Annotated in this window: 8 protein-coding genes; 7 read left to right on the top strand and 1 reads right to left on the bottom strand. The window is 69.6% G+C overall.

Features of this window, described 5'->3' with window-relative positions:
* The first annotated feature begins 138 nt into the window (after positions 1–138).
* The 7 genes from BUB75_RS34700 to BUB75_RS34670 all read left to right on the top strand — a co-directional run bounded on the left by BUB75_RS34700 (position 139) and on the right by BUB75_RS34670 (position 13,392).
* Entirely contained in the window at positions 139–1,239 is a 1,101-nt protein-coding gene (locus tag BUB75_RS34700; protein ID WP_084742084.1) for a ubiquitin-like domain-containing protein, read from the top strand.
* Between the two features lie 165 nt (positions 1,240–1,404).
* On the top strand, positions 1,405–2,436 hold the full coding sequence (locus BUB75_RS34695; RefSeq protein ID WP_178380064.1) for a ribosomal RNA small subunit methyltransferase A: 1,032 nt from the start codon (positions 1,405–1,407) through the stop codon (positions 2,434–2,436).
* 126 nt (positions 2,437–2,562) lie between these two features.
* Positions 2,563–6,693, top strand: a complete 4,131-nt coding sequence (locus tag BUB75_RS34690) for a beta strand repeat-containing protein (RefSeq protein WP_143175608.1) — start codon at positions 2,563–2,565, stop codon at positions 6,691–6,693.
* A gap of 301 nt (positions 6,694–6,994) precedes the next feature.
* The gene (locus tag BUB75_RS34685) at positions 6,995–9,832 is read left to right on the top strand and encodes an immunoglobulin domain-containing protein (RefSeq protein WP_084742082.1); all 2,838 of its coding nucleotides are present in this window, start codon (positions 6,995–6,997) and stop codon (positions 9,830–9,832) included.
* A gap of 135 nt (positions 9,833–9,967) precedes the next feature.
* On the top strand, positions 9,968–10,963 hold the full coding sequence (locus BUB75_RS34680; protein ID WP_073263320.1) for a 4-(cytidine 5'-diphospho)-2-C-methyl-D-erythritol kinase: 996 nt from the start codon (positions 9,968–9,970) through the stop codon (positions 10,961–10,963).
* Positions 10,963–12,801: an ABC-F family ATP-binding cassette domain-containing protein gene (locus BUB75_RS34675; RefSeq protein WP_073263318.1), complete on the top strand. Its 1,839-nt coding sequence runs from the start codon at positions 10,963–10,965 to the stop codon at positions 12,799–12,801. Before BUB75_RS34680 ends, BUB75_RS34675 begins: the two co-directional genes overlap by 1 nt.
* 111 nt (positions 12,802–12,912) lie before the next feature.
* A complete protein-coding gene (locus BUB75_RS34670; protein ID WP_073263316.1) occupies positions 12,913–13,392 on the top strand; it encodes a hypothetical protein in 480 nt (159 codons plus the stop codon).
* 46 nt (positions 13,393–13,438) lie between these two features.
* Here BUB75_RS34670 and BUB75_RS34665 read toward each other — a convergent pair whose 3' ends face one another.
* Positions 13,439–14,041: a TetR family transcriptional regulator gene (locus BUB75_RS34665; protein WP_084742104.1), complete on the bottom strand. Its 603-nt coding sequence runs from the start codon at positions 14,039–14,041 to the stop codon at positions 13,439–13,441.
* Between the last annotated feature and the right edge of the window lie 28 nt (positions 14,042–14,069).

The raw sequence follows: 14,069 nt of genomic DNA, 5'->3' as shown, positions 1-14,069 counted from the left end.
TAGGTGGGTGGCGACGTGGCGAACGGGCACGTACGGTGGCCCGTCGGGTCGCCAGGGTTCACCTAGCGACCCACGAAGCCGGGATGGACCGCAGTTCGTTTCACCGTCCTGCCCGGGTCCGCCAAGGTCTGGAGTCGGGTGGAGTACCGCTCGCCACGCGCGAAAAAAGTAGCTACGGGAATCACGATCGCCTCTGTCGCGGCGTTATTGGCCGGAGGAGGTGCCTGGGTAGCCACCGACCGCGCAGTGACTCTTCGTGTTGACGGAGAAGAACGGACGGTGCACACCCACGCGGACGACGTCGCCGGTGTCCTCGACGCCGCAGACGTGAAGGTCGGCGAACGGGACGAGGTCATCCCCGCCGTTGATGCCGAAGTCCGGAAGGGCGACACGATCGAGATCGATCGGGCCCGCAAACTCAAGGTGACGATCGACGGCACGACCCGCGAGGTCTGGGTCACCGCGCCGACCGTCGACGAGGCGCTCAACGAGCTCAGCATGGGCCGCCGGGACGTCAAGATCTCCGCGTCGCGCCGCTCGCGCCTGCCGCTGGTCAACGCCGCGTTCAGCGTCAATACGCAGAAGCAGGTGACGCTGAAGGCGGACGGTAAGACCGCGACCGCAACCACCTACGCAGCGACCGTGGATGAGTTGCTCGACGAAAAGGGCCTCACGCTCGACGCGGACGACCGGGTGATCCCGGCGGTCACGACGGTGCTGGCGGCCGGCCAGCAGGTGACGATCCAGCGGATCACCACGAAGACCGCGGCCAAGACCGTGAAGATCGCGGCGCCGGTCCAGACGCGCTCGGACTCGAGCATGTTCACCGGCGAGAAGCGGGTGGTGACGCAGGGGCGCTCCGGAACCGAGCGGCGCGTCATCCAGTACGTCTACACGGACGGCAAGTTGACCGGTCAGCAGGTGGTCTCCAAGACCGTGCTGACCGCCGCCAAGACGACCGTGGTCGCGAAGGGCACCAAGGCGTACCCCACGGGCGGCAACGGCCTGAACTGGGCGGCGTTGGCGCAGTGCGAGTCCGGTGGACGCGTGAGCGTGGTTTCCGCTGGTGGCACCTACCACGGGCTCTACCAGTTCAGCGTGAGCACGTGGCGGCGGGTGGGCGGCACCGGTCTGCCGAGCCAGGCGAGCGCCGCGGAACAGACCTACCGCGCGATCAAGCTGTACAACGCCGCCGGTGCCGGTCAGTGGCCGGTCTGCGGTTCGCGCCTGTTCTCCTAGGCCGTCGGCTACAACGCGCTGATCGACGCGAAACCGGTCTCTAAGCTGCGCCTTAGAGACCGGTTTCGCGTGATCCGGCGCCGTCCCGCAGGGAAGGGCCTGGGTATCGTTCCGGGCGTGGCTCCATCACGGTCTTCGCGCGAGCGCTCATCCTCCGAGGACGGGTTGCTCGGGCCGGCGGAGATCCGTGCGCTGGCCGAGCGGCTCGGCGTGCGTCCGACCAAGACGCTCGGCCAGAATTTTCTCCACGACCCGAACACGATCCGGCGCATCGTCCGCACCGCGGGCATCGGCCCGGACGACGTCGTGCTCGAGGTCGGCCCCGGCCTCGGCTCGTTGACGCTCGGACTGCTAGGCGCCGCTGCCGGCGTCGTGGCGGTCGAGATCGACCCGGTGCTCGCCGCAGCCCTGCCGGACACGGTCGCCGATCGGCTGCCGTCCCGTTCCGCGCGCCTGGCGGTGCTGACCGCCGACGCGATGACCGTCTCGCTCGCGGAGCTGACCGACGCCGCCCAGCGCGTCCGCGCGCCTCACCCGGCCGCCGTCGCCGCTGACGTGGCAGCCCTCCCGACCGTCTCGACTGACGCGTCGGCCCCGGCCGCTGTCTCGGCTGACGCATCGGCCGAGCCGCGGGGCGCGGCGACCGCACCGGCCGCGGCCGGTCACGCGGGTGGCGGGACGCCGGCCACCGCCGGGCCCACCGCGCTGGTCGCGAACCTGCCGTACAACGTGGCTGTGCCGGTCGTCCTGCACCTGCTGGAGACCGTGCCGACGTTGCGCACCGGGCTGGTGATGGTCCAGGCCGAGGTCGCCGACCGGCTGGCCGCGCCACCCGGTTCGCGCACGTACGGCGTGCCGAGCGCCAAGGCGGCCTGGTACTCCGCGGTGACCAAGGCCGGCGCGGTCCCGCGCGCGGTCTTCTGGCCCGTTCCCAATGTGGATTCCGGCTTGGTGCGGCTGGAACGGCGCGACCCACCGGTCGGTGCGTCGCGCAAGGACACGTTCGCGGTGGTCGACGCCGCGTTCGCGCAGCGCCGCAAGACGCTGCGGGCCGCCCTGGCCGGATGGGCCGGGGGAGCGCCGCAAGCGGAGGCGGCCTTGCGGACCGCCGGGGTGGACCCCAGCGCACGCGGTGAGACGGTCGACATCACGACGTTCGCCCGCATCGCGGCAGCGCAGAATCAGCGGGGCCGCTGACTCTGCGCGACCGCAGCCAGCCATGGGGACCCGTCTATAATATTCGCAAATAGGGCAAATGTTACCATCCGCTCCTATGATCAGTTTTCGGTGTAAGCGCCGTAACTGGGGTCGGGGGAGAAGCAGATGGGAACAGATACGGGTGACGGCGCCCGTCGGCGGAGGCGCGCATTGACGTTCGCGGTCGGCCTGGTGACAGCGCTGGCCTTCGTCGCGGTGCCGGTCCCGGCGGTGGCGGTGCCGCCGGCAATCCAGCTCCAGCCGGTGAACGACGGTAGCGCCGTCAACGGCAGCGTGGAGTTCACCGTGGAGAGCAGCAATGCCACCTCCTACGAGTGGCAGTACGACGCGGCCGGGACATGGACCGCGGTCACCGACGGCTCGACGAGTACGGGCGCGCCGCTCGGCGCGACGATCAGCGGCGCGACCACGGACACGCTCTCGCTCTCGGACCTGGCCGCCGGTCTGAACGGGACCCGGTTCCGGGTGAAACTGTCGAACGCCGACGGCGACGGCGACACCTTCTCGAACGTAGTGACACTTACGGTGGGCGCCGCGCCGGACGTCGGCGCAGCGGTGGCGGATCCGGTCCGGTCGGCTGCGGGCACCTCCCTGGACATCACCGCCCCGGTGACGGCGGGGGCCACGCCGCTGAGTTGGCGGTGGCAGCGCCTCGTCGGCAACGCGTGGACGTCGGTTGCCAACGCCACCGGTACGCCCGGTGTGTCTGGTGCCCGATCGGCGACGCTCACGATCAGCAACGTGACCGCGGCGCTGAACGGTGCTCAGTACCGGGCGCTGGTCACGAACGGTGTTGGCACCGACATTTCCGACCCGGTCACCCTGGAGATCGGCGCCAGCCCCACGGTCTCGATAGCCGGGAACGTGACGTTGAACTCGGGGAATTCGACGACGTTGACGGCGACACGAAGCGGCGATCCCACGCCGACGTTGCAGTGGCAGCAGAGCACGGACGGTGGTTCGACGTTCAACGACATTCAGGCCCAGACCGCGACGACGTTGGTGCTGTCGAATGTGACGACTGCGCTGAACAATCGCCAGTACCGGGCGAGAGCGACCAACATTTACAACTCTGCTACCTCCAACGTGGCCACCCTGACGGTGGCCGGCATCGCGCCCTCGGTGTCGATCGCGGGTACCGCCGCACTGAACTCGGGCGATTCGATGGTGTTGACCGCGACGAAGTCGGGTGATCCGACGCCGACGCTGCAGTGGCAGCGGAGCACGGACGGTGGTTCGACGTTCGTCGACATCGCGACCCAGACCGGGGACACGTTGACCGTGTCCTCGGTGAGTACGTCGATGACCGGCTATGAGTACCGGGTAGTCGCCACGAACAGCGTGACGACGGCAACGTCGAACGTGAAGACGCTGACGGTGACGGGGACGACCCCGGCGGTGTCGATATCGGGGACCGTCGCGCTGAACTCAGGAGACTCGACTACGCTGACGGCGACACGAAGCGGCGATCCCACGCCGACGTTGCAGTGGCAGCGGAGTACGAACGGTGGTTCGACGTTCGTCGATATCGCGACCGAGACCGGGACGACGTTGACCGTGGGACCGGTGACGGCGTCGATGAACGGTTACCAGTATCGGGTGGTCGCGACGAACAGCGTGACGTCGACGCCGTCCGAGGCGCGGACGCTGGCGGTAGCGGGCATCGCACCCGCCGTGTCGGTGTCGGCGGATCAGAGCGTCGTTTCGGGAAACCCGGCGTCCTTCACTGCAACGGTGTCGGCCGGTGATCCGGCGCCTACGTTGCAGTGGCAGCGGAGCACGGACGGTGGTTCGACGTTCGCCGATATCGCGACCGAGACCGGGACGACATTGACTCTGCCGTCTGTGACGGCGTCGATGACCGACTATCGATACCGGGTGGTGGCGACGAACAGCGTGACGTCGACGAATTCCGTGGCGCGGACGCTGACCGTGGCGGGCATCGCGCCGTCGGTGTCGGTGGCGCCGGATCGGACCGTGGTCGCGGGTTCGTCGACGTCGTTCACGGCGACGGTGTCAGCGGGTGATCCGGCGCCGACGTTGCAGTGGCAGCGGAGCACGAATGGTGGTTCGTCGTTCACGAATATCACCGGCGCGGTCGGAGACACCCTGCACCTGACGTCGGTGGACACATCGATGTCGAATTACCGGTATCGGGTGTTGGCGACCAACAGCGTGACGTCGGCGGTTTCGAACGCGCGGACCTTGACCGTGCAACCGACGCCGCCGACCGTGACGACGCCAGGGAACGCCATCGCGGCGTCCGACCGGACCGCGACCTTCACCGTCGACGCCGAGGGAGACCCTGCCCCGACGGTGCAGTGGCAGTACCGCACGCCGGCCGGCAACTGGTCGGATCTGAGCGACGGTCCTGGCGTGTCCGGTGCGACGACGGAGACGCTCTCGCTGTCCGACCTGACCTCAGGCTCTGACGGCTACCGGTATCGGGCGGTGGTGACGAACTCGGCGGGCAGCGTGCCCTCGGATTCGGCGACCTTGACGGTGGGGACGGCGCCATCGGTGACGGACCCGGCGTCGCAGACCACGTCGGCAGGCGGCACTGCGGTGTTCAGCGTGTCGGTCACCGGTTCTCCGCTGCCGTCGGTGCAGTGGGAGACCACCACCGATGGCCAAGCCTGGACGAATCTGCAGGACGGTTCCGGGGTATCCGGGGCTACCTCGACGACGTTGGTGCTGTCCGGCGTCACCGCGGAGATGGACGGGCGGCAGTACCGGGCGATGGCGACGAACCCGGCCGGGGAGCCGGTGCCGTCCCAGTCGGCGACGTTGACGGTGCGGACGCCGCCCAGCGTCACCACCGACCCGCTCAACGCGACCGCGCGAAACGGCGCGGCGACGTTCTCGATAGCGGTCGAAGGCACGCCGGTGCCGGAGGTGCAGTGGCAGTACCTGGCTGCCTCGGAGGGTGCGCGCTGGACCGACGTGACGGGCGTCGAGAGCGCCACCTCGGCGACGCTGGAGCTGACGGGCCTGACCCCGGCCGAGGACGGGTATCGGTACCGCGCAGTGGTGACGAACGCTGCCGGAACCGTGAACTCGGACTCGGCAACGCTGTCGGTGGGCGCGGCTCCCACGGTGACGAACCCATCGGCGCAGAGTGTGGTGGCCGGTGGCACCGCGGTGTTCAGCGTATCGGTCACGGGTTCGCCGTTGCCGCAGGTGCGGTGGCAGGTGAGGTCCGGCGACTCGTGGACGCCGATGGAGAACGGTCCCGGGATCCTGGGGGAGAGGTCCACGACCCTGGTGCTTTCCGGAGTCCGGTCGGCGCAGGACGGGGAGCAGTACCGGGCGACGGTGACCAACTCGGCTGGTGGGCCGGTGGCCTCCGAGCCGGCCACGTTGACGGTGGGGCAGCCGCCGACCGTGTCGTCCGATCCGAACAACGCGATTGTCCAGTCCGGAGGTTCGGCAGTCTTCTCGGTGACGGTCGCAGGCACGCCGACGCCGTCCGTGCAGTGGCAGCAGCTCGCCGCGACGAACGGCGCGACGTGGACCAACCTGACGAACGGCACTGGCGTGGCCGGAGCGACGTCGGACCGGTTGGAACTGAGTTCACTGTCCGATGCGAGCTTCGGCTACCGGTACCGGGCGGCGGTGAGCAACACGTTCGGGACCGTGTACTCCGGACCGGCAACGCTCTCGGTGGGGATCGCGCCGACGGTCACTGACCCGAACAGCGTGACGGCGTCGGGCGGGGCGGCGACGTTCTCGGTGTCTCTTGGCGGTGCGCCGACGCCGACTGTGCAGTGGCAGCGCAAGATCCCGAACGGGGTCTGGACGAACGTCTCCGGAGCGACGTCCACGACGTTGTCGTTGACGGGCCTGACGACCGCGCAGAGCGGATATCGCTACCGGGCGATCGCGTCCAATGGAATCGGGAACCCGGCCGTATCTGACTCGGCGGTGCTGACTGTCCAGGTCACTCCTCCGACGGTTACCGCGCCGACGTCGGTGACGGCAGTGAACGGGACCGCGACGTTCACCGTCACGGTCGCCGGTGATCCGGCGCCCACCCTGCAGTGGCAGGCGCTCCCGCCCGCGGCGGGCGCGACCTGGGCGAATCTGACGAATGGCACCGGGATATCGGGGGCGACGTCGAACACCTTGACGTTGACCGGCCTGACCACTGCTCGGACCGGATACCGGTACCGAGTGGTAGCCACGACGACGGCAGCCACCGTGACCTCGCCGTCAGCGACGCTGACCGTCCGGTAGTCCGCAAGCGTCGTTCCACTGAGGGCTCCGCCCCCGACGAAGAGGGTCGGGGACGGAGCCCTCAGTCATCTGTTGCGTCCTCTGATCAGGACGGCGCTGGAGCGTAGCGCTAGTAAACGGCGTTCCTTTTTTGCAGCGGCGTCAGTCTTATGTCCTTCATGACGATCAGGCGGGTCATGGGGCATAGAAGAAGAACTCGCCGCTATATGGCAATAAGTCAGATATGTACCGAAAGTGCTAGCGTGTCCCGAGACTCCCGATTACCGTCGGGAGGGGGTTATACACATTGGGGGGAACCAGCATGGGGGTACATGCACGCCGTGCCGCCCGACGCACGACGCCACTGGTGGCGGCTGCGGCGGGCATCGGCACGGTTGCGGCAATGCTCGCCAGTCCTACCGCTGCCCATGCGGCCGGTCTGGTCCTCGACCCGTCCTACGGCGGGCGAGACGACGGTATTGCGATCGCGGGGGCCATCAGCGGTAACGCTGCGGGCCTCATCCCGACCCGGGGTGTCGACGCGGTCGACGACGGCACCGAGCGAGTGGTCCTCGGCCAGGAGGGCACTGGACAGCGGCGGGTGACGCTGACCCGATTCGTCACTGCCGGCGACGACCTGGACGACACCTGGGGCCTGGATGGCCAGGTGCTCGTCACCGTGCCGAGTGGTACGACCGTGTCGCGCCTGCTCCTCGACAGCGCCAACACCGCCTTCTACGTGATCGGCACGAACAGCGCCGGGCTGGTCGTTCTGAAGTTGAGTTCGACGACCGGTGCACCCGTTGGTGGCTTCGCCGGTGCGCCCATCTCACCCACGGCGTTCGGACTGGCGGGGTCGGCGCCGCTGAACATCGTCGATGCCGAACTGCAGACGACTTCCGGCGACGACGGCCTCGTGATCGGCATCAACTCGGTCTCCGCCGGGGGCGCCCGGACGGCGCGGGTGGTCCGGATCCTGGAGAACGGTGGGCTCGACACCACCAACTTCGGCGGCACCTCCGGCTACTTCGTGGTGCCGAGTGCCACTTCGCTGGGCGGTATCGCGGTCCGTCCCAGCACCGCCACCAACCCGGGCAACGTCGTCGGTACCTACCAGGCGCCGAGCGCGACGTTCGGTGTCCTCGCGGCCGACCCGGGGGAGACCTCCGGTGACTCCGGCGTTTTCGAGATCGACGACGCCGGTGTGCTGGAGACCGCTTTCGACGCGGACGGCATCAGCGATGCTTTTGAGACCAATTTTGCCGAGGACACCAGCCCGACCGGCGGCACCACCAAGCAGCGGTGGACCGACGAGGTTCTCGGCGACCTGATTCCGTCCGGCGCGATCGGCGACAGCGTGTTGGTGACCGGCCGCACCGGCGGTAGCACGTTCGTGGCGAGCCTCGATGCCGCAGGTGCGCTGGACGACTCCGGGTTCGGCCGGCTCGGTGGAACGGGCACGGTGGCCACCGGTGGCGGTGGCGTCACGACGTGGTCGACGCCCTGCTCCGGCAGCCGGTCGCACATCACGGCGACGACGAACTACGTCTATGTCGCCAACCGCTGCTCGGACGAGAAGATCGAACTCTCCCGGATCTACCCGACGGGCATCCTGGACACCGACTTCAACAGCGGAAGCTCGGTGTGGAAGGCCGACAGCCCGGTCACCGGCGCAGCCGTCACGGTCGTCAACCCGGCGACGGACATCCTGCGGTTCGGCACCGCCGGACCGAACGGTGCCGACGCGGCATCCGTCCAGGTGCGAACCGCCGTCGGACCGATCTCCGCGACGGTGACGCCGACGTCGTCCACCACCGTGGTCGCCGGAGCCGCCGTAACCCTGGTGGCGTCGGCTACCGGTGGCGTGCCGACACCGACGTTCCGCTGGGAGCGTCGGGGCCTGCCGGGAGTTCCCGGCAACTCCACGCTGCCCTACGTCACCGTGCAGAACTCTCCGAAGGAGACGATCAGCGGCTCCAACGGGCGGTCGCTGCGGATCATGACCAGCGGGGACATGGACGGCTGGGAGTACCGGGCCGTCGCGATCAACCCGGCCGGTGCGGCGGCGGCGTCGCCGGTCGCCCTGACCATCCTGGGCATCGCGCCGACGATCACCCGTCAGCCGGAGAACCAGACCGGCGCGATCGGTCACTCGGTGACGTTCACCGCTGAGGCCAGCGGTGACCCGACGCCCGAGTGGTCCTGGCAGTGGCAGGCACCCGGGTCGCAGATCTGGAACGACATCACGAACGGCCCGAACATCGAGGGCGCCAACACGCCGCGCCTCACGGTGCGGAACCTCACCAAGGAACAGTCCGGCACGCGCTACCGCGCGATCGCGACCAACGAGGCTGACTCCGTGTTCACCAACGGTCTCGCCACGTTGACCGTGGGCGTCGGTTCGGAGCCGGAGGAGCCGGGCGAGAAGAAGGCCGTCTGGGCTGACTACGACGCCGACGGTGAGTCGGACGTCGCCACGTTCCGCCCGTCGGACGGTTCGTTCAACTGGCCGGGCCAGCAGGAGAAATTCGGCAAGGCCGGTGACAAGCCGGTCGTCGGCAACTTCGACGACGACGCCGAGTTCGACATGGCCGTGTTCAGCGGGGGCACCTGGAAGGTCGAGGGTGAGGCGCCGGTGAGCCACGGGCGGTCCAGCGACACCCCGGTCTCCGGTGACTTCGACGGTGACGAGGAGACCGACCTCACGGTGTTCCGGCCCTCGAACGGCACCTGGTACGTCAAGGACGGAGCCACCGTCCCGTACGGCACCAACGGCGACATCCCGGTTCCGGCCGACTACGACGGTGACGGCGACGACGAGTTCGCCGTGTTCCGCCCGTCGAACGGCACCTGGTACATCAAGGGCGTCGGCAACTACAAGTACGGCACCCGCGGTGACATCCCGGTCCGCGGCGACTTCGACGGTGACGAGTCCGACGACATCGCTGTGTACCGTCCGTCGAACGGCACCTGGTACTTCCAGGGCGGTTCGAACCTCCGCTTCGGGCGGGGAACGGACACTCCGTTCGCCGGTGACTTCGACGGCGACGGCACCACCGATGTCGGTGTGTTCCGTGGCTCGAACGCCATGTGGTACTTCGCCAACGGCGACGACGACATTCAGTTCGGCAAGAACGGCGACCAGCCGCTTCCTCGCTGAATAACGTCGCAGTGAAGTAACACACAGTAACGGGGCCCACCCAGCCGGGGTGGGCCCCGTTCCGTGTCCACAGGCGGGCCGCCTGGGACGGGCGGACCTCGGGGGACCGGTAGCCTGAGGGCGCACGCCCGTTCGATGGAGGAGTATCCGCTGACCGTTCCGTCCCGTTCCGCGGTCCGCGTACGGGTCCCGGCCAAGATCAATCTGCATCTGGGCGTCGGGCCGTTGCGCGACGACAAATTCCACGATCTGGCGACCGTCTTCCACGCGGTGTCACTCCACGACGAGCTCACGCTGGAGCCGGGCCCGCCAGGCGTCCGACTGATCCTCGACGCCGCCGCGGCCGAGCCGCCGGCCGATCGCAACCCGGTCGACGACAACCCGGTCGACGGCGTGTCCACCGACGGCGTCCCTACCGACGAGCGCAACCTCGCCGTGCGAGCGCTGCACGCGCTGGCCGCCGCGGCCAAGGTCGAGCCCGCGGTCACCGTCCGGCTGCGCAAGGGCATCCCGGTCGCCGGTGGCATGGCCGGTGGCTCCGCCGACGCGGCCGCCGCGCTGCTCGCGGGTGACGCGCTGTGGAACCTCGCGACGCCGATCGAGCGGCTGCACGCGCTCGCGGCCGGGCTCGGCTCGGACGTCCCGTTCGCCCTCCACGGTGGCGACGCGCTCGGCACCGGCCGCGGCGAGCGGCTGGCTCCGCTGAGCCACCCCTACCGGCGGCACTGGGTGCTCGCGGTGGCCGGTGAAGGGCTGTCCACCCCCGCGGTGTACGCCGAGACCGACCGGCTGCGCGGCGCCGACGCGAGCGCGTCCGACCCGACGGCCGTCGTCAAGGCGCTCGACGATCCCGATCCCACCGCGCTCGCCGAGGCGCTCTGCAACGACCTGCAAGCCGCAGCGCTCTCACTCCGTCCCGAGCTGGCGGACGTGCTCGCGGCCGGCCGCACCGCGGGCGCGCTCGGCGGCATCGTGTCCGGCTCCGGCCCCACCTGCGCGTTCCTCGCGGCCGACGCCGCCCACGCGGAACGGATAGCGCAACAACTGCGCAACGCGGCGGTACCGGGCGTCAGCGCGGTGCTCATCGCGCACGGTCCGGTCGAGGGCGCTCGGCTGACGGTGGAGGACTGATGGCGGCCATCAACCTGGTCAGCGTGGAGAACGTCAGCGTCAGCCACGGCACCCGGACGCTGCTCGACCAGGTGTCGCTCGGGCTGGGGGAGGCCGAGCGGATCGGCGTCGTCGGCCTCAACGGCGCGGGCAAGTCGACGCTGCTGCGCGTCCTCACGAAGGCGGAACAGCCGGACTCCGGGCGGGTCACCCACCGCGGCGGCCTCCGCCTCGGTCACCTGACGCAGTCGGTCGTCTTCCCCGACGACGCGCTGGTGCGCGACGTCGTCATCGGGTCCGCCTGGCTGCCCGCCGCCTTCGGCGCCGAGCACGAGTGGGCCGGCGACGCGCGGATCCGGACCGTCCTCGACGGCCTGGGCCTGCACACGATCGGTCTGGACGCTCCGGTGCGGCCGTTGTCCGGTGGCGAACGCCGCCGGGTGGCGCTGGCGGCGCTGCTGGTCCGCGACACCGACCTGCTGGTGCTCGACGAGCCGACGAACCACCTCGACGTCGAGGGTGTGGCCTGGCTGGCCGAGTACCTGGTGGGCCGGCGGGGCGGGCTCCTCGTCGTGACGCACGACCGCTGGTTCCTCGACGCGGTCTGCACCCGGACCTGGGAGGTGACCGACGGTCAGGTCGAGCAGTACGAGGGTGGGTACGCCGCCTGGGTCCTGGCGCGTGCCGAGCGGTCCCGGCAGGCCGCCGCAGCCGAGGAACGCCGCCAGAACCTGATGCGCAAGGAGCTGGCCTGGCTGCGGCGCGGCGCGCCCGCTCGCACCAGCAAGCCGAAGTTCCGGATCGAGGCCGCGAACGCCCTGATCGCGGACGTCCCCGAGCCGCGCGACACGGTTCAGCTCAAGCGGCTGGCCGGCACCCGGATCGGCAAGCAGGTCTACGACGTCGAGGACGCGTCGCTGAGCTTCGGCGACCGGACGATCCTGAACCGGGTCACCTGGCGGATCGGGCCGGGCGACCGGTACGCGCTGGTCGGCGTCAACGGCGCGGGCAAGTCGACCCTGCTGCGCCTTCTCGCCGAGCAGAACCGCCCCGACTCGGGCGAGGTGAAGGTCGGCAAGACCGTGAAGGCGGCGTACCTGTCCCAGGAGGTCGTCGAGCTACCGCCGACGCTGCGTGTGCTGGAGGCGGTGGAGGAGGTGGCCCGGCGGCTGACCGTCGGCGACCGCGACCTCACGGCCTCCCAGCTCGCGGAGATGTTCGGGTTCTCCTCCGCCCGGCAGTGGACGCCGGTCGGCGACCTCTCCGGCGGTGAACGTCGGCGCTTGCAACTGCTGCGTCTGCTGATGGCCGGGCCGAACGTCCTGCTGCTGGACGAGCCGACCAACGACCTCGACATCGACACGCTCCAGGCGCTGGAGGACCTGCTGGACTCCTGGCCGGGGACGCTGGTCGTCGTCAGCCACGACCGCTACCTGGTCGAACGCGTCACCGATCAGGTGTGGGCGCTGCTCGGCGACGGGGCGCTGCGAATGCTGACCGGCGGGATCGACGAGTACCTCCAGCGACGCGCGGCCGCGGGCGCCGGTAGCGGTCGGCCGGGCCCCGCATCGTCGGGAGCCGGTAGTCCCGCCGGCGTGGGTGACGGATCCGACACGGCGGCCGATGGGGAGGCGGCAGGACTGTCCGCGGCCGACCAGCGCGCCGCGAAGAAGGAGCTCAGCCGGCTCGAGCGGCAGATCGCGAAGCTGGAGGAGCGCGAGCGGAAGCTGCACGACCGGCTGGCCGAGCACTCGACCGATTTTGCGAAGGTCGCCGAGCTGGACGCCGAGCTGCGCGGTCTGCAGGCGGAGCGCGAGGCGGCTGAGGAATCATGGTTGGAGCTCTCCGAGCACGTGTGATCCGGCGCACTGATTCCACGGATTGCCGACACCTGGTCGACGGTCCGCCGATGAGTTCGGGCAGAATCTGGCCGACGACCGTGCTCGGCCGCAGAACAGGGAGGCCCTTGAATGTCCCACCTACCGGTCGACCATCCGCTTCGTGGCCTGTACCGGGGCCTGACCATCGTGACCGGTGCGGCGTCCATCGCCTACGGCGCCATCGCACTGATCCAGACGTCGGGCGGCTCGTTCACCGACAACGAGGGTGAAAAGGTCTGGGGCATGGTCGCCAACCCGGCGGCAGGCGTGTTCTGGATCGTCGTCGGCGGCATCGCGCTGCTGGCGGCGCTGGCCGGCCGCAACATCGACGCCAAGGTCAACTCGGTCCTCGGGCCGGTGCTCTGGGTCGTCGGCACGATCGGCCTGATCTTCATCCGGAACGGCGACAACTTCCTCGCGTTCACGGTCACCAGCGTCTGCGTCATGTACCTGCTGGGCACGCTCTGGTTCACCGCGGCGCTCTACAGCGGCGTCTCCGGCTCGGCGACGGTCCGCCGTCCGTCGCACGCGGCTTCGTCGGAGAAGGAGCCGGTCGGCGCCGCGCACTGACGTCCGTCTGCACAAAGGCCGGCCCGAAAGGGCCGGCCTTTGTGCGTCAGCTGTCCTTGGGCCCGCGGATACGGGGCTTGGCCTCCAGGTTGGACAGGCCGTTCCAGGCGAGGTTCACCAGGTGGGCGGCCACGTCTTCCTTGTTCGGCTTGCGTGCCTCGAGCCACCACTGGCCGGTCAGCGCGACCATGCCCACCAGCGCCTGCGAGTACAGGCCGGCGAGCTTGCTCTCGTAACCGCGGCTCTTGAACTCGCCGGCCAGGATGTACTCGGCCTGGCTGGCGATGTCGCTGATCAGGCTGGAGAACGTGCCGGCCGAGGTGGCGACCGGCGAATCCCGGACCAGGATCCGGAAGCCGTCGGTCTCGTCCTCGATGTAGGTGAGCAGCGCGAGCGCGGCCTGCTCCAGCAGGATTCGCGGGTGCCCGCCGGTCAGCGCGTTCGTGATGCTGTCGAGCAGGTGTCGCATCTCGCGGTCGACGACGACGGCGTACAGCCCTTCCTTGCCGCCGAAGTGCTCGTAGACCACCGGCTTGCTGACGCTGGCGCGGGTGGCGATCTCCTCGATCGAAGTGGCCTCGAAACCGCGGTCGGCGAAGAGCTTCCGGGCGATCGTCAGCAGCTGTTCGCGTCGTTCCTTGCCGGTCATCCGGACCCGGGCTCCGCGCCTGCGTTCG

It is taken from the genome of Cryptosporangium aurantiacum (assembly GCF_900143005.1).
GTDB lineage: Bacteria > Actinomycetota > Actinomycetes > Mycobacteriales > Cryptosporangiaceae > Cryptosporangium > Cryptosporangium aurantiacum.
This window is presented reverse-complemented; position numbering and strand designations above follow the sequence as displayed.

Excerpts from the sequence above, each read along its gene's own strand:
- BUB75_RS34670 (WP_073263316.1), top strand. The coding sequence starts at position 12,913 with ATGTCCCACCTACCGGTCGACCATCCGCTTCGTGGCCTGTACCGGGGC.
- BUB75_RS34685 (WP_084742082.1), top strand. The coding sequence starts at position 6,995 with ATGGGGGTACATGCACGCCGTGCCGCCCGACGCACGACGCCACTGGTG.
- BUB75_RS34680 (WP_073263320.1), top strand. The coding sequence starts at position 9,968 with ATGGAGGAGTATCCGCTGACCGTTCCGTCCCGTTCCGCGGTCCGCGTA.
- BUB75_RS34675 (WP_073263318.1), top strand. The coding sequence starts at position 10,963 with ATGGCGGCCATCAACCTGGTCAGCGTGGAGAACGTCAGCGTCAGCCAC.
- BUB75_RS34690 (WP_143175608.1), top strand. The coding sequence starts at position 2,563 with ATGGGAACAGATACGGGTGACGGCGCCCGTCGGCGGAGGCGCGCATTG.
- BUB75_RS34665 (WP_084742104.1), bottom strand. The coding sequence starts at position 14,041 with ATGACCGGCAAGGAACGACGCGAACAGCTGCTGACGATCGCCCGGAAG.